The organism is Rhodococcus sp. NPDC127593 (assembly GCF_042671975.1).
GTDB lineage: Bacteria > Actinomycetota > Actinomycetes > Mycobacteriales > Mycobacteriaceae > Rhodococcus_F.
In genome coordinates this window covers 18,017-37,403 of record NZ_JBHXWI010000076.1, presented here as the reverse complement: position 1 = coordinate 37,403, position 19,387 = coordinate 18,017, and the positions used below count along the sequence as shown (strand labels likewise).

Genomic DNA, 19,387 nt, shown 5'->3' with positions numbered 1-19,387 from the left:
TACAGATTTCAGCGTTCCAGCCGCCCTGCACCGCTCTGACCTGCACATTCATTCCCGGAATGGCACGAAAATGCCTACGAACTGCGGAAGTCCGGTCAGAGTCGCAATCAACATCCCCAGTGCCAGGCCTCCCCGCAGAAATCCGCTGCGTTCCACCTCACACAGCCTGTGTCTGAATTATCGGCGCCCCAATCCGCCCGTTTCAGCTGCGGATGCCATCCCGCAGCCACGGTATTTGCCTCCCTATAACGACTGACGGAGTGCCGACCCACCGTGCCGACGGCGGTAGGCCGCGGAGCTTGCCCTCTCTCCACAGGCAGCCATCGAGCACCATCGCCGGATTCCCTTCCTTGAGCGATCGACGAAGTAGAGCGAACAGTCGTGTCCCAAACAACGGCGTACGCGGTCGCGATAATCACCACTGAATAGGTCGATTGCATCGCGGGCGATCGTCGACAGGATCTGTTCGACCGGGGCAGGGTGGGCCGGCACGGCCGTGGTGCCATCGGCCGACAGGGTCGCGTGGGGTGGACCGAATGTCGCCGCACGATTGATCACATCGATAGATCCGGGATCTGGATGTCGCCCATCCACCCGCGAGCGTGTCAGGTGGTTGATAGCCTCACGTAGCTTCCGGGCGGATCCGAGCTGACTGTCGGTGACCATGCCGACCGCAGGAGGCAGGCCCGCAACGTATAGCCAGGTCTGCAGGTCGTCGCCTGTCACCAATCGCTCGATATCGCCCATGTCACGCTTGGCGACGGTGGCAACAAAGTCCAGAGACAACTGGTCCGACCTGAACGGAAATCCCGATCTACGTCGATCTTTCGTCTCGACCACCGGTGACTTCAAGAAGAACACCGCCTCTCTCGCACCCAACGTCTTCTCATTGCGAATCCGATCCTTCAGCGCCGCTGGAGACGGAGTTCCCCACTCTGGCAGAGGTCGCTCATGGTGTCAGGAGTATAAATCATGGCGATCATTACTGGGTGAGTGCATTGACAGCTCACGCACCTCGGCGGCAGGCTTGTGCTCATGCAGATGAAGGCAGTCGACGGCTGTGCAGGTTCTGCCCCAGACCTGGTGCCGCCTCACCGATTGTCGTTGAGGGCTCGCCACACGTAGCGGGCACCGGTTCGACTCCTGACGGTCACCGGATGAGCTACGCGCCCGCCCACCTACCAATCCCCCTCAGCACCTGCGGGCCGAACAGTCATGCTCGCGAATACGGAGAAACAGATATGCCTGTTGAGTTCGTTAGCCAGGTGCACGTCCGAGATTCCTCGGATCTGTACCCGAAGCCAGGGTCCGACATCGACGTGGACTTCCTGCGTCGCTACGCGGATGCGCTCGAGGAAGCCGGCTTCGACTACACGCTGGTGCCCTACGGTTCGAAGGGCTTCAGCGCGCTGGGGGTGGCCGATGCGCTGAGCCAGCTGACCTCGAAGATCAAGCTCGTTGTCGCTCTGCGACCCAACATCATCCACCCGGTCGCTGCGGCCCAGGCGCTCAGCACTCTCGATCAACTGAGTCGCGGCCGCGCCGTCGTCCACATCATTTCGGGCGGCACCGACGCCGAGCAGGCCCGGCAGGGCGACTACCTGAACAAGTCGGAGCGTTACGAGCGCTCGGCCGAGTTCATCGACATCCTCCGCCGTGCGTGGACGGAGACCGCACCGTGGAATCATGCAGGGAAGCACTACCGATTCGACGATTTCGTCGCCGACTTGCGCCCCGTGAACGGCACCGTCCCGATCTCGCTGGGCGGATCGTCAGCTGACGCCTACCGCGTGGGCGGATCGTCCGCCGACATCTTCGGGCTGTGGGGCGAACCGCTCGCACAGACGCGGGAACAGATCACCGCGATCCACGAGCAGGCCGACCTTGCCGGACGCACCGACAAGCCGCGCATCTGGGTGACGTTCCGCCCCATCATCGCCGCGACAGAAGAAAAGGCCTGGGAGAAGGCTCACACGATCCTCGGAGCGCTTCAGCAGCACCACACCGGCGCCAATACGGGAAACGTTCCGGAGAACGTCGGCTCGCAGCGTCTACTCGACGCGGCGAAGGCGGGCGAACTTCACGACCGCGCGCTGTGGACCCCCACCGCGACCGCAACGAACGGATCCGGCGCATCCACCGCACTCGTCGGCACCCCGGAGACCGTCGCGCAGGCAATCCTCGACTACGTCGATCTCGGCGCCGAGCTCATCTCGATCCGTGGCTACGACAACCTCAACGACGTCGTGGACTACGGCAAGTACCTGCTGCCGAACCTGCGCGAGGAACTCGCCTCCACCACCGCGTCGGCATGATTCGAACCAATACGACTGGCATAGAATAGAATTGAGACGAGTTTCGATGGCGAACAAAAGGCAACTCGTTCTGGTGTTGCAGATCCTGGGAATGGGTACCAACTACCAGTCCTGGCGTCTTCCCGAGAGCCCGGCGGAGCAGCTTTACGATCTCGATCTCTACACGGAGATCGCACAGGCCGCCGAGGCCGCGAAGATCCACTCGCTGTTTCTTTCCGACGGAGTCGGGACCGGGCTGGAGCGGCCACACGGGCACTTCGAGCCGTTCACCTTCCAGACCGCGCTGGCTGCGCGGACCTCGAAGATCGGGGTGGTCGTGACGGCGTCGACCACCTTCAACGCACCGTTCAACCTGGCGCGAATCACCGCCTCCCTCGACCATCTGTCCAAGGGACGGGCGGGCTGGAACATCGTCACGTCCTCCGGTGGCGAGCGGAACTTCGGCACCGAGCCGCTGCCACCGCACGACGAGCGGTACTCGCGCGCGGAGGAGTACGTGTCCGCGGTGAAGGTGCTGTGGGAGAGTTGGGATGCCGATGCGCGCGTGATCGACCGGGAGGCGGGTGTCTTCGTCGATCCCACAAAGGTGCGGCGCACCAACTTCGTCTCGGAGCACTACAGCGTCGAGGGTCCGCTGAACGTCGACCGAGCGCCGCAGGGCATCCCTTTCCTGTTCCAGGCGGGATCATCGACGGCAGGGATCGAATTCGGTGCAAAGCATGCGGACGCGATCTTCACCTCGCAACCGGAATTCGACGAGGGCGTGCGGTACTACAAGAACTACAAGGAGCGGGTTGCTGCCGCCGGCCGCAACCCGGACGATGTGAAGATCCTGCCCGGCCTCTACACCGTCATCGAACGGACCGAGGAGCAGGCGCGCGACACCGCAGGCCGCCTGGCCGAGTTCGCCGCCACCGCGGACTGGAACGGAATGCGCAAGAACTTCGAGGGCTCGGGGTTCGGCGGGGTCGACCTATCCGATCTGGATCCCGACAAGCCGATTCCACTCGATCGGCTGCCCGCTGTCGAAGACGTCCAAGGTCGCCGCTCTCGGTACGAGCTCTATCGCAGGTGGGTGCTGGCGGGTGACCGGACCCTGCGTCAGCTTGTCGAGCACAACAATGCCGCAGCGTCAGGCCACTGGGACCCGGTCGGGTCCGTCGAACAGATCGCCGACCAGATCCAGGAACGTTTCGAGGGGGGCGCCATCGACGGCGTCGTCATCTCGCCCCAACACTTCGGCGGTCATCGGGTGATCACCGACCACCTGGTTCCCGAGTTGCAGCGCCGCGGCCTGTTCCAGACCGAGTACGCCGGCGACACCCTCCGCTACAACGTCCTCGGACATCACTGACACTCACATTTTCTAACTTGCAAGAAAGGCCGAATCTGTGGATAGGAAACGACGCATCGAACGGTGGGCTGCCGTGCCGGTGCTCGCGGCGCTCACCTTGAGCGGCTGCTCGTCTGGCGGCGCAACGTACTCCGCCGAGGCAGCCGGTGACCCGGTAGCGGGTGGCACCCTCGTGGTCGGGACGGCCACCGACCCGATCTGCGTCGATCCGAACCAGACGGATCTGACCCCGACTCGGGACATCCTGCGTCAGGTCGGTGACTCGTTGGTCGACGCCGATCCGCAGACCGGCGAGATCGTCCCCTGGCTGGCGACGACGTGGGAGATCAACGACAACGCAACCGTGTTCGACTTCACCCTGCGGCAGAATGTCACCTTCAGCAACGGTGAGGTGTTCGACGGCGCAGCGGTCAAGGCCTACCTCGACGGGGTCAAGGCTCTCGGCGGCCGCGCGGTCAATGCGTCCAGCTACCTCGAGGGCTACGCCGGCACCGAGGTCGTCGCCCCCGACAAGGTGCGCGTGACGTTCGGCGTGCCCAATGCCAGCTTTCTGCAAGCGTTGTCGACGGTGAACATGGCGGTACTGTCGCCGTCCACCTACCAACTTGCTCCCGAGCAGCGCTGCCTCGGTCAGATCGTCGGCACCGGCGCATTCCTCCTCGACCACTACACCCCCACCCAGGAGGTCGTCCTCACCAAGCGCGTCGGGTACGGTTGGCCGTCCGGGAATGCGAACCACACCGGTGAGGCATACCTTGATCGCGTCGAGTTTCGCGTGATTCCCGAGGCGAGTGTCCGGGTGGGCAGCCTGCGTTCGGGTGACGTCGATCTTGTCAACAGCGTGCCGACGCAGGACGAGGAGAATCTCGAGGCGTCCGGGTTCGGGTTGCTGGCCACCAACAATCCCGGCACGGTGACGGAGTACCTGACGAACAACGCGTCTCCGGTTCTCTCCGACGAGGCGGTTCGACGGGCGATCCAGCTCGGCATCGACCGCGAGGAGTACAAGTCGACGATCCTGTTGCCGCGCAACAATGTTGCGACGAGTATCCTGTCGTCGACCACGCCGTACTACACTGACTTCTCAGAATTGGTGCGGTACGACCCGGAGGAGTCAGCGCGGATTCTCGACCAGGCCGGCTGGCGTGTCGGCGCCGACGGAATCCGGGAGAAGGACGGTCAGCGCCTCACCGTGACTCTCGTCAACGGTCAGTCCGGTAGTACTGCGCCGTATGAACTGGTGGCGCAGCAGCTGCAGCGCATCGGTGTGGAACTGATCATCAACAACGTCTCCCGTGCCGAGATGCTCGCCGCTCTGGACTCGGGCAACTACGACTTCGTGCCCTACGGCTTCACCCGGGCCGATCCGGCGGCGCTGACGATGCACTTCTCGACCAAGCGCAACAACCCGCTGCACCTGCAACCGTCGGAGCTCGAGACCTATCTGGATGCTCAGGCCGCTGCCGCCCGTCCGGAGGATCGGCAGGTGGCAGTTGACAACGCCGCACGTTACATCCTCGAGCACGCTCTGGTGATCGTCATCGCCGAGCAGTCTGTCGCCCACGCCCACGCAGCGAACGTGCATGGGGTGGCTTTCGAGCCCGGTGTGCAGCTCTCGCTGTACGACGCGTGGATCCAGGACTGAGAGGAGTAGACCCATGGCTCGCGGCCCCGTGCACCAAACTGAACTGCGCGATTGGCTCGTCTTCCTCGGGCGTCGACTTCTGCAGGGACTGTTCGTGCTCTGGGCCGCGTTCACGCTCGTCTTCGTCGTCCTCTACCTACTGCCGAACGATCCGATCAAGCTGATGCTCTCGGGCAGCGGCGCCGAGTTCGCGTCTGCGGACGACGCGACGATAGAGCGACTGCGGATCCAGCACGGACTGGACAAGCCGCCGGTGCTCCAGTACCTGAGCGCGTTGTGGAATGCCGTGCGCGGTGACTTCGGCATGTCGATCCAGACCGGCAGGCCGGTGACGGACCTGATCGGTGACGCACTGTCGAGCACCCTCGCCCTCGGCTCGCTCGCGTTGGTGATCGGACTGGCACTCGGGATTGGCATCGCGCTGGCCGCCACGCTGACCCGGGCCCGGGCGTTGCAGCAGCTGCTGCTGTCGCTGCCGGCGGCCGGAGTGTCGGTTCCATCGTTCTGGGTGGGACTGCTTCTGGTGCAGTACTTCGCGTTCCAGCTCCATTGGTTCCCGCCGCTCGGCGGGAAGGGACTCAACGGGTTGGTGCTGCCCGCCGTGACACTGGCCATCCCGACGGCGGCATTCGTGGCCCAGATCCTGGCGAAGAGTCTGGCAACCGCGATGCACGAGCCGTACATCGAGGTGGTTCGCGCGAAGGGTGCGTCGCGCGCACACGCGATGTTCACCGACGCCGTCCGCAACGCCTCGCTGCCGCTGTTGACGATGGTCGGCATGATCGTCGGCAACATCCTCGCCGGGTCGGTTGTCGTGGAGACGGTGTTCTCCCGCATGGGTGTGGGTCGAATCACATATGAGGCGGTCAACGCCCAGGACATCCCGGTGGTCCTGGCGGTGGTCACACTGGCCGCCGCCGTGTTCGTGGTCATCGGAATCATCATCGACCTCCTGTACCCGCTGCTCGATCCGCGGATCGGCTCGCAGCTGCGGACCCGGCGGAACACCAGCACCGGGCCGGCACCGGAAAGGACAGCCTCATGACCGCACTTCTCGTCGACAGCGAGGACACCGCTCCGGGAACGAGCCCGGTGGGAGCCGACTCCTCCCGACGCAGCGCTCGGGAGGGATTTTGGATCAGCCTGATCCGCCAACCCGGTCTGGTTCTGTCGTTCGCGGTGCTCGCCCTGGTGGTGGCGTGGGCGATCGTCCCGGAAGTGTTCTCCACCCATGATCCGATCAACGGTGTGCCGGCCCAACGGCTCTCCCCGCCCAGTGCCGAGCACTGGTTCGGCACAGACAACCTCGGCCGGGACACCTACGCGCGGGTCGTCCACGGCGCCGCACTGACGCTGCAGGCGACCGTGGTCGCCGTCCTGGTCGGCATCGTCGTCGGCGCGGGTGTCGGCCTGATCGCCGGATTCGTGCGCGGCCGCGTCGAGGACTGGCTGATGCGCATCATCGAGGTGATGCTCGCCGTTCCCGGCTTGCTGCTCTCGCTTGCCGTCGTCACCGCGCTGGGTTTCGGGACCGTCAACGTCGCCATCGCGGTCGGCATCGCGAACATCGCGAGCTTCGCCCGGGTGATGCGCTCGGAGACCCTGAAGATTTCCGCCTTGCCGTACATCGAGGCATCGAAGGCGTCCGGATCCCACTGGTCGTACACGCTGTTCGCGCACGTGCTGCGCAACGCGCGGGGACCCGTGCTGGCGTTGACGGCGCTCGAGTTCGGTACCGCGATCCTGTCCGTGTCGGCGCTGTCGTTCCTCGGGTTCGGGGCCCAACCCCCGACGCCCGAGTGGGGTGCGCTGGTATCCGACGGCCGCGACTACCTCGCCTCGGCGTGGTGGATGACCACGTTCCCCGGCCTGGTGATCGCCATCGTCGTCCTGTCCGCGAACCGCATTGCCCGCTTTCTCGAGAATCGGTGATTCATGACCAGCACACCTCCAGCCCTCCTGACGGTGACCGACCTCGACGTGCACTACCGGCTCTCGCGCCGTGACACTTTCCAAGCGGTGTCCGGCGTCGGATTCGACGTCTCGGCCGGTGAACTCGTATCCATCGTCGGTGAATCCGGTTCGGGCAAGAGCACCACCGCGCACGCGATCCTCGGTCTACTCGGTGAGCGCGCCGAGGTGACGGGCGGCAGCATCCGTTTCGGTGGCACCGAACTGACGACACTGCGCGACAAGCAGTGGCGCAACCTGCGGGGAGCCCGGATCGGATTCGTCCCGCAGGATCCGACCGTGTCATTGAACCCGACCCGATGGATCGGCGACCAGATCGCGCAGTCGATCACCCTGCACGGCGGCCGCAGCCCGAAAGCAGTGGTGCGCGAACGCGTCGTCGAATTGCTCACCAAGGTTGGCATCGACCGGCCCGAACTCCGCGCGCGCCAGTACCCGCACCAGCTCTCCGGCGGCATGAAGCAGCGGGCATTGATCGCGAACGCGCTCGCCAACGAGCCGGAGCTCATCGTCGCCGACGAGCCGACCAGCGCGCTCGACGTGACGATCCAGAAACAGATCCTCGACCATATGGACGAGCTGCGCCGCGAGCTCGGCATCGCGATCTTGCTCATCACCCACGACATCGGTGTCGCCGGGGACCGGTCCGACCGAATCGTGGTCCTCGAGTCGGGCCGTGTCGTGGAGGCGGGCACCCCGAAGCGAGTGCTCACCGCGCCTGCCGAGGCGTACACCCGGCGGCTGCTCTCGGCCGTCCCCGACATCGAGTCAGGACGACTGATGGCGCGCGGCGTCGCCGGCCGGCCCAAAGCTGACACCGCCTGGGCCGGCCGGAATGTCGCGAGTCGCGCGATCCTCGTCGCATCAGACCTGCAGAAGGTATTCCGGGACAGCGGATCCGGCGGCGAGGTCAACGCCGTCCACGATGTGAGCATCGCGGTTCCCCGTGGCGGCACCCTCGGTGTCGTCGGTGAATCCGGTTCGGGTAAGTCGACTCTCGCGCGAATCGTGACGCGGTTGACCAATCCCGATTCCGGCACGGTCGAGTTCGATGGCCACGACGTCACCGGTGTTCGGGGCCGCGAGTTGCGGGAGTTCCGTCGCCACGTCCAGCTCGTGTACCAGAATCCGTTCGCGTCCCTGGATCCGCGGTTCACCATCGAGCGGACCCTTGCGGAGCCGTTGCGCGCGTTCGGGATCGGAACCCGGAAGACCCGGCGGGCGCGGGTCGCGGAATTGCTGGAGCTGGTGGGGCTGCCGGCGGCGTTTGCCGACCGCCAGCCGACTGCGATGTCCGGCGGCCAGCGCCAGCGTGTGGCGATCGCACGTGCCTTGGCCACCGAACCGTCCCTGGTAGTCCTCGACGAGGCCGTCTCGGCACTGGACGTGTCCGTGCAGGCGCAGATCCTGGACCTGCTCGTTCGAGTGCAAGCCGAACTCGGTGTCAGCTACATCTTCATCTCCCACGATCTCGCGGTGATCCGCCAGCTCAGCGAGGACATCGTCGTCATGCGCCGCGGCCGTGTCGTCGAAGCCGGTACCGCCGATCGCGTGTACACCACCCCCGCCGTCGACTACACCCGGACCCTGCTCGCCGCGGTGCCCGGAACCCGCCATCCCAGGAAGGTGACCTCGTGACCGTCGCGTCCGCGCTCCGCACCTACGACCCGGCGGTGCTTCCCGCCGTCACCGCCGCGCTCGCCGAGCGGGCAGCCGACTACGACCGCACCGGACGGTTTCCTGCCGAGAGCATCGCGGTCCTGCACGACGCCGGCATCCTCACCTCGACCGTCGGCCGTCGATTCGGTGGCGCCGAGCTCGGCCACGCCGGCACCTTCGAGCTGATGCTCGCCCTCGGCGAGGGCGATCCGTCGGTGGCGCTGATCACCGCGATGACGCTGGCGTTCCATGCCCGTCAAGCCACCGAGGATGCGTTGCCCACCGCGCTGTACCGGAGCGTGCTGGACGACTCGGCGGCCGAGCCGACGCTGCTGAACGCTCTGCAGGTGGAGCCTGCGTTGGGCACACCGTCCCGGGGTGGGGCTCCGGCGACCACTGCCCGCCGGGTGCCGGGCGGGTGGAAGGTCACCGGCCACAAGATCTACTCCACAGGCGCGGCCGGGTTGCGCTGGATGATCGTGATGGCCACGACCGACGAACCGGAGCCGCGGGTCGGCAACTTCGCCGTCGACGCCCGCTCGGGCGGTATCGGCATCGACGAGACGTGGGACAACACCGGAATGCGAGCCACGGGCAGTCACGGGGTGTTGTTCGACGAGGTGTTCGTCCCCGACGAATTCGCGTTCGGGCTGCAGGAAGTGGCACACCGTCGGCCCCAGGATCAGAATCTCGGACCCGGCACGACGTTGCCGGCGATCTACCTCGGGGTCGCCCGCGCCGCCCGCAGCTGGTTCCTTCGGTTTCTCGACTCCCGGAGGCCCGCGAACCTCGGCACGTCCCTGCTCGAGCTCCCCCGCTTCGAGGCCGCGCTCGGCGAGATCGACGTGCAACTGACCGCGAGCATTACCCTGCTCAGGGCCCTTGCGGAGCAGGCCGATCGGGGCGAAGCGGTGCCGAAGGATGTGGCCTGGAGCGCGAAGACGGTCGCGAACCGTGCCGCGATCGGCGCGGTCGAGCACATGGTCAGGTTGATCGGAAATCCCGGTCTCAGCAGGTCCAATCCCCTCGAGCGCTATCTGCGGGACGTGTACTCGTCCCGGATCCACTTTCCTCAGGAGGACACCGTCACCGCGTTCCTCGGCAAGGCGGCGAAAGCCTCGATCGTTCCCTCCTCGACCCCCATCACATCGGAGAAGTCATGACACGCTATGTCGTCGTCGGCGCGGGCGCCGTGGGCGCCACCCTGGCCGCGCAGTTCGAACAGCACGGCATCCCCTACCTCCTCGTCGGACGGGGCCGCCAGATCGCGCACATCGCCGAACACGGGCTGACCTACCATCGCCGCGGCACCGCGACCACTATTCCGCTGGCCACCGCGGCCGCGCCCGACCAGGTCACGCTGACATCCGACGACGTGCTGATCGTCACCACCAAGGCGCAGGACCTCGAAGCGGCTGTGCGCGAGTGGGCGTGGCAGCCACTCTCCGACGCCCCCGAGCGAACCGCGTCCACCCTGCCGGTCGTCATCGTCCAGAACGGCCTCGACGCCGAGCGAATCGCTTTGCGCCGCTTCCCGATCGTCTACGGCGCCTCGCTGCTGACCCCGGCCCGGTTCACCGTGATCGGGGAAGTCGTGTCCGGCGCGGCCGGGCCGGTCGGCGTCCTCACGATCGGCCGCTACCCGACCGGTTCGGACTCCGCAGTCGAGCGGATCGCCGACGACCTTCGTGCTGCCGAGTACATCGTGCAGATCTCCGACGACGTGGTCCGCTGGAAGGCGGCGAAGATCGTCTACAACGTGCGCAACGCCGTCGAGGTCCTCACCGGTGACGACGAGGAACGGATCGTCATCGAGAACGAGCTCGCCGCCGAGGCACGGGCCGTGCTCGGCGCAGTGGGTATCGATATTGCGGACACCGTCGCCGAACGCACCGAGGACCTCTCGGCGTTCAAGGCCGCACCGGACTCGGGGATCGTTCCCGGCCAGCAGTCCACCTGGCAGAGCTTCGCCCGCGGCGTCTCGTCCGAAATCGACTACCTCAACGGCGAAATCGTTCTTCTCGGACGCCTGCACGACATCCCGGTTCCGTTCAACGCGGCCATCCAGGCCACGCTGGGCGCCTCCGAGACAGCCGGCGAGGAGCCCGGCACCCGCAGCACCACCGACTTGATCGCCCGCGCCCGGGCCACCGTCGCCCACTGAAAGGCATCTACGTGACCACTTCCACCGCACCCGACCAGAGCGCCGTCCGTTGGGACGAGCCGACCGGACTCCACCCGCGAGGCACGCTCGCGGTGATCCCCGGACGTGGCGAGTCCGCGGACGTGTACCGCCGCTTCGCCGCCCGCATCTCCGCTGACGCGTACCGCGTCACCGTGCTGCAGACCGGCGACGACACCGACGCGGTGTCGCAGCTGCGGGAACTGGCCGACGACCCGTGGGCGGTCTCACCCCTGGTGGTGGTCGGATCCGATTCCGGTGCCCTACAGGCACTGTCCGCCGCCACATCGTGCCGGAAGAGATCGCCGCGGTGATCGTCGCCGGCCTGCCCGTGGGAACGGACGTTCCGGCGCGGTCGTGGGACGAGGAGATCGAGCTCCGCACCGGCTGCCCCACCCACCACGGCGTGCTGCGGTCCTCGGCGCAGGGCATCTTTTCCGGCGTCGACGCGATCACCAGCGCGGACCTGACGGCCGCGGCACCTACAGTTCCGGTGCTCGCCGTGCACGGCAGCGCCGACGGGATCAGCCCGCTCGACCGGGCGGTCGCGGTCTATCAGGGCCTGCCGAACGCCGCCGTCGCCGTCGTCGAGCACGGTCATCACGACATCCTCAACGACGTCACCCACCGGTCGGTCGCCGCGACCGTGATCTTGTTCCTCGAACGGCTGCGCCTTGGCGCCTCGCTGCCGGTGATCGTGCGGGACACGACCGCAGGATGACCGCGGCCGCGCTCCCGAAGCACCTGACCGAACTCACCGCCCAAGTGTCGGACTGGTCCACCGACCCGGCCGACCTTGACACCGTACGCACCGACCGTTCGGGACTGCTCCCGGAAGGTATCCCCGACCTCGTGATCCGCGCGACAGGAGTCGACGACGTCGTCGCGACGCTGCGCTATGCCAGCGGCACCGCCACTCCCGTGGTTCCCCGGGGCGCCGGGACGGGTCTGTCCGGCGGCGCCGCGGCCGGTGCCGGCGAGATCGTCCTCGACGTGTCGAGGATGAACCGGATCCTCGAACTGGATCCCGACAACGGCATCGCCCGCGTGGAGCCTGGGGTCATCACCGCGGACCTCGACGCCGCCGCCGCGCGACATGGCCTGCGCTACGCCCCCGACCCCGCCAGCGCCGCGATCTCCACGATCGGCGGCAACATCGCGACCAACGCCGGCGGGCTGCGCTGTGTGAAGTACGGCGTCACCCGCGACGCCGTCCTCGCGCTCGATGTCGTGCTCGGTGACGGGCGGCGCATCCGAACCGGCCGCACAACAGCCAAGGGCGTCACCGGTTACGACATGACCAGCCTGTTCGTCGGTTCGGAAGGCACCCTCGGGGTCGTCGTCGAGGCCACTGTGCGCCTGACGCCGCGTCCCGTAGGCAGCCAGACCGTGACAGCCACCTTCGCGACCGTCACCGACGCCGCCGACACGGTGAGCGCCATCCTCCGTGCCGGCCTCACTCCGTCAACCCTGGAACTGCTCGACCATGCGACGCTGATGGCGATCGACACGGCGCAGGACACCTCGCTCAGTGCAGACGGCGGTGCTTTCCTGTTGGTTCAGACCGACGGCATCGGCGCCGAATCAGAGATGAATATGGTGCGAGATGTTCTGCGCACCAAGGCGGTCCGGGTGGAGGCGGCCTCCGATGACGTCGAAGCCGAGCAACTGCTGCAGGTCCGACGCCTCGCACTGCCATCGATCGAACGACTCGGCCGGGTCCTCATCGAGGACATCGCGGTCCCCCGCACACGGCTGTCGGAGGCGGTCGATGGCATCGCCGAGATCTCCCAGCGCACCGGGGTGCAGATCTTCACGTTCGCGCACGCCGGTGATGGCAACCTGCATCCCATCGCGCTGACCGATGTCGCTCCGACTGATCCGGTCCCGGAGCCGGTGCAGGCCGCGGTCGGTGACGTGTTCGCGCTGGCGCTGCGGCTCGGGGGGACACTGACCGGGGAGCACGGCGTCGGCGTCCTCAAACGACCGTGGTTGTCCGACGAACTCGGCGACGTCGGCCTCGGCGTCCAGCACTCGCTCAAGTCCGTGTTCGACCCCGCAGGGATCCTCAACCCCGGCAAAGCAATATGACCTCCGTTCATTCCGACAGGACATATCGATGACACTCATCTCCGCACCCGAACTCGTGGAACTACTCGACTCCGACGCCAGCGTCGTGGTGCTCGACGTCCGATGGTCCCTCGCGGCACCCGACGGACGCGCCGCGTACGAGGCCGGGCACATCGCGGATGCCGTCTACGTCGACCTCGAGGCAGACCTCAGCGACCACACCATCACCGGCCGCGGCCGCCACCCTCTGCCGACCGGCACCGCTCTCCAGGCCTCGTTGCGGCGCTGGGGAGTCGACGACGGCGGCACCGTCGTCGTGTACGACGACTGGAACCGCGCCGGCTCCGCCAGGGCGTGGTGGGTCTTGCGTGCCGCAGGGCTGAACGACGTCCAGATCCTCGACGGCGGATGGACCTCGTGGCTCGCCGCGGATGGCGGCGTGGAGACGGGGGCGAGGTCAGCGGCCGAGGGCAGTGTCACCGTTCGGCACGACGACTTGTACACCGGTGCGCTGCCGACGCTCACCGCCGCAGAGGCGGCGATCCGCGCACGCGACGGTGTCCTTCTCGACGCCCGCGCACCCGAGCGGTATCGGGGCGAGGTCGAGCCGGTCGACGCAGTCGCCGGCCATATCCCCGGCGCCGTCAACCTCCCCTCCACGGCGGTACTCCGTGAGGACGGCACGTTCGCGGACGCGGAGAAGCTGAGGGCATTGTTCGGCGAGCGCGGTGCCGACCACACCCGAACGATCGGCGCGTACTGCGGATCCGGTGTCACCGCCTCGGTGCTCGCCGCCGCGGCAGACCAGGCGGGTCTCGACCTCGAACTGTTCCCCGGCTCATGGTCCCAGTGGTCGTCAGCCTCGGAGAACCCCATCGAAACCGGCGACGAATCCAACTGACCCCTTCGGCATCCGGCGACGCGCCGTCGCCGGATGCGCGGTGGCCGGTCTCAGAGGCCGACCATCTTCATTCCCGTCTCGTTGTAGCGGGTGCCCGCGACCCCGAGCCGATCGACCAATGTGTCGAGATCGGCGACATCATCCGCCGACAACGGCAGCGTCGTCGCGCCGGCGTTCTCGTCGATGCGCTCGGGTCGCCGGGTACCCGGAATCGGGACGACGAACGGGCCCTGCGCAAGCAACCATGCCAGTGCGACCTGCGCGGGCGTCGCGTTTCGCGTCGCCGCGAGAGCACGAACGTGATCGATGAGCGCCTGGTTCGCGGAGAGGTTCTCGGCCTGGAACCGAGGAACGGTGGCGCGCACCTCCCCCGGCGCAAACGTCGACTCCGTCGTGACCGTGCCGGTGAAGAAGCCCTTTCCGAGCGGGCTGAACGGCACGAACCCGATGCCCAGCTCCGCGCAGGTGGGCAGCACCTCCGCCTCGGGGTCCCGGGTCCACAGCGAATACTCGCTCTGCACCGCCGTCACCGGAAAGACCGAATGGGCTCGGCGGATCGTCCCGGCCCCCGCCTCGGAGAGGCCGAAATGCTTCACCTTCCCAGCGGCCACCAACTCACCGACAGCGCCGGCGACGTCCTCGATGGGCACATTCGGGTCCACGCGATGCTGGTAGAACAAGTCAATACTTTCCACGCCGAGACGCTGCAGAGAGGCATCGGCGACGCGGCGAATCTGCTCGGGCCGTGAATCGGTGCCCTGCATCCGGCCCTCGACGATGTTCCACCCGAACTTCGTCGCGACGACCACCTGATCCCGGATCGGCGCGATCGCCTCGCCGACGAGCTCCTCGTTCACGTACGGGCCGTAGACCTCTGCGGTGTCGATGAACGTGGTTCCCTGCTCGATCGCGTACCGCAACACCCCGATCATGTCGTTCCGGTCACCCGGATTCGGACCGTAAGACATCGACATTCCCATCGCACCCAGACCGATGGCCGACACCTGCAAACCCTGACCGAGCATCCTCGTGTGCATTTCTTCACCCTTCCGCGGCGTACATGTTCCACGGTCAGTCAACCTGCCCGCAGCCGGATGAGGGAGGCCCTGCCTTTACTCCTCAAGCGGCAGCGAATGTGGAAGTGGCGGACCGTCAAGCGTCCAGACGACACTTTGCGATGAACGCGACAACTGATTCGCGACTTGCACATTTTTCAGGTCCGAGAACATGAAATACGAATTGCCGCGCAATCCTACGTCGGGCAGCATTAGCAGACTGGCCTTGTCTCCACTGTCGGCGTTGAGGGCGGAGGCGAGCTGTCGGGCAGCAATGACCTGGGCTCGACGTTTGTCGGCGGGAGGTCGGGAACCAGCTGGAGTCCCGGGTTGGCGTCGTTGTCTCGGCTGAGTGGACAGATCCTGGAAAGTGCACCCCTAAGGGGCCGTGCGGTTCAGGGGTCACACCCAGTCGTGACGACGATACCGATCCCGCCAGCCGGCCTCGGGCCAGCCACTACAGCCACTACAGGCGGTTCAATGTGTCGTTCCTTGTCCATGGCCGGCCACAAGCCGCCACCTTCCGTGAAAATCGTCCGATCACGGCCATTCGTCCGGTCCACATCCATGGCGGTGTTGGTTTTTCTGGCTCATGTTGATGACCGCTGCACCGGCCCTGCGTCGATGGCTACGAAATCAGACCGACCGCCCCAAGTGGTGGTGCACATCGCTGTGATCGGCCTTATGACTTCGACGATTTGCGAACTTCATGAGTATTCGGACCTCTGCCACCGATCGCCGAGAAGGCCCGCCCCACTCGAGGTGGGCTTTCGACCTTCGCGCCTCTCTGTCTGCGGTCTCAACGAGGGCGCCTCCTCGCGTAGTGTCTCTTTCGTGAACGTGGTGCGTCTGTCGCGAACAAGACCTCGCCAAGAAGTTGAACAGTGTTCGGTCGCTTCTAGTGAGAAGGCGCGCGGAGGCTAACGGTGACGGGACTTGATTTGCGAGACCGGAGTTTTCGAGCACCGCCCGTGCCTCTGGCTCTACGGCGTACGCCGGGCGAATCGCGTGGCGGGTTTCAGCCAGGCGTCGGCAGCGCGCCTGACTTCATCGCCGCGATGACGCCGCCATCGATGAGCAGGTCACTGCCGGTCACGAACCCTGCGTCTGGGCCTAGAAGATAGCTTGCGGCGACCGCAATTTCCTCGGGTGGCGCCATCCGTTTGGCGGGTGAGGCGGCGATCATCGCTCGGTAGCCATCGCCGATATCCGAGTTCAGTTCGTGCTGCGCCAAGGGAGTTGCGATGATACCCGGGCTAATCGAGTTGACGCGTGCACCGCGCGCGCCCCAGGTCATCGCTGCTGCCTGCACGCGGAGATGATTGGCGCGCTTGGCGATCATGTAAGCCACCATCGAGTTCGGCACGGCGTCCGCTTTCAGGAACGGCAGATCGAGTAGTTCGTCTGCGGGTGTGAAGGCGAGTGCGTGGTCCTGTTCCGGTGGAAGTGCGCCTATCATGTGCCCAGCCATGCTGGAGATGATGAGACCTGCGCCACCGTTGGCGATGACGCGCTCGAACTCCTCGAACACCACCGCCGAGCCGTACAGGTCCACTGCCAGGACGCGCTCGGGCGGTGCCATGTTAGGTGACAGGCCTGCGGTGTTGACGACTTGCACAACGCTGCCCATCGCCGCCGCCGCGTCGACCAGCGACCGGACGGATTCACGCGAAGATACATCGACGGTCTGCGTGGCGACGGAATAGCTGGCTCCCTGCAAATCCTCGCCAGCAGCCTGAAGCGTCTTCTCATCGAAATCCGCTAGCAGGACGGTCTTTCCGAACCCCTGTCGGCGAGCAATGGCCAGACCAATGCCGCCAGCTCCGATCACTACAACAACGTCGTTCGCCATGTTCTCTTCTCCTTCTGCTGTCATTTGTACGATCGCTCTTCCACCAATTGCCGCGAAGCACTACGACTCAGGCCCGCGTGCTCTGCGTCGCGCCTGGCCCCGCTTGTCAGTCCTGCGGCACCACCCGCAGCGTCGCCTCCAGCACGTCATCCCCGGTGACAGCGCCGACGGGGGCGGGGCCGTATCGGTCGTATTTCGCGTGATAAGTCACGGTGATCTCGTCGGCCAGGTCAGCCGATGCCGGCTCGAAGGCCACGTCCCGCTGCACGCCGCCGGATTGGATGCGACCGGCGCCGGCCCGCTTGGCGTGGCGGAACCAGCCGTTCTCCGGCCCGTGCGCGGAACGAATGTAAATCTCGTCGTCGACCCGGACGTGCCAGATCTGGATGGGGTTCCGCAGGGTGCCGTCTGAGCGCCGCGTCTCAACGTACAGCTCACGCGCGTCGCCGATGCGGCGCAGCTCGTCCGCGGTCCAGGTGTTCATGGGTTTCTCCTCAATTCGTGCGCGGTACAGCATTGTCAAATGCGGGAGTCAGGCGTTTGCGATGGCAAGCACGGGGACGGACCTTCGTTCTCGTTGAGCTGACCCGGCTGCGGCCAACTGGTACGTCATCCAGTCAACGGTGATTGAGACGACTGAGCCAGTGCCTGTTCTGCCCGGTACTGCGAGTACCTCGTAGCCGGGACCGCTCACCATGTGGAGGCCACGATGCACGCTGCGCGCCACCGATCGTCGGCACGGATGAAATGGATCTCCAGCCGCAGCGTCCATGTACCGCTGGTTTCCCAGATGGTGGCCGTGGCACATGTGCGGGCGGTCAGGGCTGTGTCGTCGTCCGCGCAGTCGACGGTGATCGCGAAATCCTCAGTGCAGTGGTAGACCTCCGCCCCGGCGCACGTCGGCCAGCCAAATCAGCGCGGGCCTGGCGGCAACCGCTCATGCGGGTCAGCCTGAAGTCCTCGGTGAGCAGCTCGCCGAGCGCGTCCGCATCACCCGCGACCATCGCATCACGCACGCTCGTGGTTGGCACCAACCGGGGCTCGATAGCGGCACAGCTCTTGTCGACCACCGTGTCAGCCGAGGTACTCCGCCGGTGACGCGCTCGCGCCAGTCCAGCCAGACTTCACCGGTGAAGTTCTCGAGCGGGTTCTTGGTGGTCCGGCCTGCGGAAGCGACCTGCACGTTGTTCTTCCGGGTCAGGGCGTTTTTGTGATAACGCCTTCGCACATGACGCTACGGCCGCCGGGTTCGGCAAGGGAGGCCGTTGTTCCCCCGCTCGCCAGCGCTGTTCAGCTTCGCCTTCAGTCAGCGGTTTGCAGGTAGTCCCGCGCCAGGCTACGACCAGTCGTTTCGTCCTGCAGCTTGTTGATCTCGTACACGATCGGGGTCCCAGGTGATGATTTCGGCGTCAACAGCTTTCTGGAGAAGCCAGTGACCGACCAGGTAGTAGCCGTCGTTGACGCGACCGCGAGTACCCCTACCGCGCCGCCTCTACGCTCGGCGGTTCCGTGGAACTCCAGCTCGCGAGGAGCGACAGCGCCTGATCCGATGCCGATCCGGGCTCGGCGCTGTACAGGACGAGGGTGAGGCCGACGTCGGCGCCGAGCTCACAGGATTCGAAAGACAATTCGATCTCGCCGACGACGGGGTGACGGATCCGCTTCGTACCGGAACGGTGGGCATACACCTCCTGCTCGGCCCACCACGTACGGAACGCCTCGCTGCGGGTGCACAGTTCACCGATGAAGATCGGTCAGGGGCTTGTCGAACGGGTTCTTTCCGGCCTCCTTGCGCAGCACCGCCACGAACTCTCGGGCCAGCTTGTGCCAGTCGGGGAAGAAGTCCGGTGCCCGCGGGTCGAGGAAAAGGAACCGCGCAGCGTTCGGTGCGCCCGTCAGGGTGGTGAACAGGGGCGCGTAGAGGGCTCGCCCCAGCGCGTTGCCTGCAACGAAGTCCGCGCGGCCGTTGCGTATCCAGGGGCACTCACAGCGTCCAGCAGCTGCTGCAGCTTCGGACGGACCCGCTGCGTGCTTGCGGGCTGCCGCGGCGCGCGCGAAGCATTGGCGGCACGAGCCAGGTCGAGGAGGTGCGCGTGTTCGAGATCCGACAGACGCAGTGCGCACGCGATCCGCTCGAGCACACCTTCGGACACACCGGTCAGGTTGCCGCGCTCGACCCGTACGTAGTAGTCCACACTCACCCCGGCGAGCATGGCCACCTCCTCGCGACGCAACCCGTCGACGCGGCGGCGGCGACCCTGCGTATCGATCCCTACATCCGACGGCGCCAGGCGCGCGCGCCGGCTCATCAGGAAGTCACGTACCTGAGTCTTGGTGTCCACAACCGCCAAACTAGCGGCAATCCCTCCGAGCTGGGAGGTCC

At 66.2% G+C, this 19,387-nt stretch carries 17 protein-coding genes and 1 pseudogene; 12 read left to right on the top strand and 6 right to left on the bottom strand.

Features of this window, described 5'->3' with window-relative positions; genetic code table 11:
• Positions 1–243 precede the first annotated feature (243 nt).
• On the bottom strand, positions 244–879 hold the full coding sequence (locus ACFVJ3_RS42790; RefSeq protein WP_378457832.1) for a CGNR zinc finger domain-containing protein: 636 nt from the start codon (positions 877–879) through the stop codon (positions 244–246).
• A 362-nt stretch (positions 880–1,241) separates the two neighbouring features.
• Here ACFVJ3_RS42790 and ACFVJ3_RS42785 point away from each other — a divergent pair, with 362 nt between their 5' ends.
• From ACFVJ3_RS42785 to ACFVJ3_RS42730, 12 genes are read left to right on the top strand one after another with little or no spacing between them, the layout of a single operon-like run.
• Positions 1,242–2,315 carry an LLM class flavin-dependent oxidoreductase gene (locus ACFVJ3_RS42785; protein WP_378457831.1) on the top strand — a complete coding sequence of 358 codons (1,074 nt, stop codon included), beginning with the start codon at positions 1,242–1,244 and terminating at the stop codon, positions 2,313–2,315.
• 46 nt (positions 2,316–2,361) lie between these two features.
• Entirely contained in the window at positions 2,362–3,669 is a 1,308-nt protein-coding gene (locus ACFVJ3_RS42780; RefSeq protein ID WP_378457830.1) for an NtaA/DmoA family FMN-dependent monooxygenase, read from the top strand.
• A 37-nt stretch (positions 3,670–3,706) separates the two neighbouring features.
• The gene (locus tag ACFVJ3_RS42775; protein ID WP_378457829.1) at positions 3,707–5,314 is read left to right on the top strand and encodes an ABC transporter substrate-binding protein; all 1,608 of its coding nucleotides are present in this window, start codon (positions 3,707–3,709) and stop codon (positions 5,312–5,314) included.
• A gap of 13 nt (positions 5,315–5,327) precedes the next feature.
• Entirely contained in the window at positions 5,328–6,359 is a 1,032-nt protein-coding gene (locus tag ACFVJ3_RS42770) for an ABC transporter permease (protein WP_378457828.1), read from the top strand.
• A complete protein-coding gene (locus ACFVJ3_RS42765) occupies positions 6,356–7,246 on the top strand; it encodes an ABC transporter permease (protein ID WP_378457827.1) in 891 nt (296 codons plus the stop codon). Before ACFVJ3_RS42770 ends, ACFVJ3_RS42765 begins: the two co-directional genes overlap by 4 nt.
• A 3-nt stretch (positions 7,247–7,249) precedes the next feature.
• Positions 7,250–8,923 (top strand): dipeptide ABC transporter ATP-binding protein, encoded by a 1,674-nt coding sequence (locus ACFVJ3_RS42760; protein ID WP_378457826.1) that lies wholly within the window; start codon positions 7,250–7,252, stop codon positions 8,921–8,923.
• On the top strand, positions 8,920–10,107 hold the full coding sequence (locus ACFVJ3_RS42755) for an acyl-CoA dehydrogenase family protein (RefSeq protein WP_378457825.1): 1,188 nt from the start codon (positions 8,920–8,922) through the stop codon (positions 10,105–10,107). The genes ACFVJ3_RS42760 and ACFVJ3_RS42755 overlap by 4 nt, the downstream gene beginning before the upstream one ends.
• Entirely contained in the window at positions 10,104–11,108 is a 1,005-nt protein-coding gene (locus ACFVJ3_RS42750; RefSeq protein WP_378457824.1) for a ketopantoate reductase family protein, read from the top strand. The genes ACFVJ3_RS42755 and ACFVJ3_RS42750 overlap by 4 nt, the downstream gene beginning before the upstream one ends.
• Before the next feature lie 11 nt (positions 11,109–11,119).
• Positions 11,120–11,440: a hypothetical protein gene (locus tag ACFVJ3_RS42745; RefSeq protein ID WP_378457823.1), complete on the top strand. Its 321-nt coding sequence runs from the start codon at positions 11,120–11,122 to the stop codon at positions 11,438–11,440.
• Positions 11,416–11,847, top strand: coding sequence for a hypothetical protein (locus ACFVJ3_RS42740; RefSeq protein ID WP_378457822.1), 432 nt, complete (start codon positions 11,416–11,418; stop codon positions 11,845–11,847). Before ACFVJ3_RS42745 ends, ACFVJ3_RS42740 begins: the two co-directional genes overlap by 25 nt.
• Positions 11,844–13,217: an FAD-binding oxidoreductase gene (locus ACFVJ3_RS42735; RefSeq protein ID WP_378457821.1), complete on the top strand. Its 1,374-nt coding sequence runs from the start codon at positions 11,844–11,846 to the stop codon at positions 13,215–13,217. Before ACFVJ3_RS42740 ends, ACFVJ3_RS42735 begins: the two co-directional genes overlap by 4 nt.
• Positions 13,218–13,245: 28 nt before the next feature.
• Positions 13,246–14,097, top strand: a complete 852-nt coding sequence (locus ACFVJ3_RS42730) for a sulfurtransferase (protein WP_378457820.1) — start codon at positions 13,246–13,248, stop codon at positions 14,095–14,097.
• 50 nt (positions 14,098–14,147) lie between these two features.
• On the opposite strand, the gene ACFVJ3_RS42725 is transcribed toward ACFVJ3_RS42730, so the two are convergent.
• The 5 genes and pseudogenes from ACFVJ3_RS42725 to ACFVJ3_RS42705 all read right to left on the bottom strand — a co-directional run bounded on the left by ACFVJ3_RS42725 (position 14,148) and on the right by ACFVJ3_RS42705 (position 19,313).
• Positions 14,148–15,134 carry an aldo/keto reductase gene (locus ACFVJ3_RS42725; protein ID WP_378457819.1) on the bottom strand — a complete coding sequence of 329 codons (987 nt, stop codon included), beginning with the start codon at positions 15,132–15,134 and terminating at the stop codon, positions 14,148–14,150.
• A 1,036-nt stretch (positions 15,135–16,170) separates the two neighbouring features.
• Positions 16,171–17,004, bottom strand: a complete 834-nt coding sequence (locus tag ACFVJ3_RS42720) for an SDR family oxidoreductase (protein ID WP_378457818.1) — start codon at positions 17,002–17,004, stop codon at positions 16,171–16,173.
• Between the two features lie 106 nt (positions 17,005–17,110).
• Positions 17,111–17,488: a DUF2255 family protein gene (locus ACFVJ3_RS42715; RefSeq protein ID WP_378457817.1), complete on the bottom strand. Its 378-nt coding sequence runs from the start codon at positions 17,486–17,488 to the stop codon at positions 17,111–17,113.
• Positions 17,489–17,822: 334 nt separating this feature from the next.
• Entirely contained in the window at positions 17,823–18,008 is a 186-nt protein-coding gene (locus ACFVJ3_RS42710; protein WP_378457834.1) for a nuclear transport factor 2 family protein, read from the bottom strand.
• Positions 18,009–18,482: 474 nt separating this feature from the next.
• Positions 18,483–19,313 (bottom strand): annotated as a pseudogene (locus tag ACFVJ3_RS42705) (helix-turn-helix domain-containing protein).
• Between the last annotated feature and the right edge of the window lie 74 nt (positions 19,314–19,387).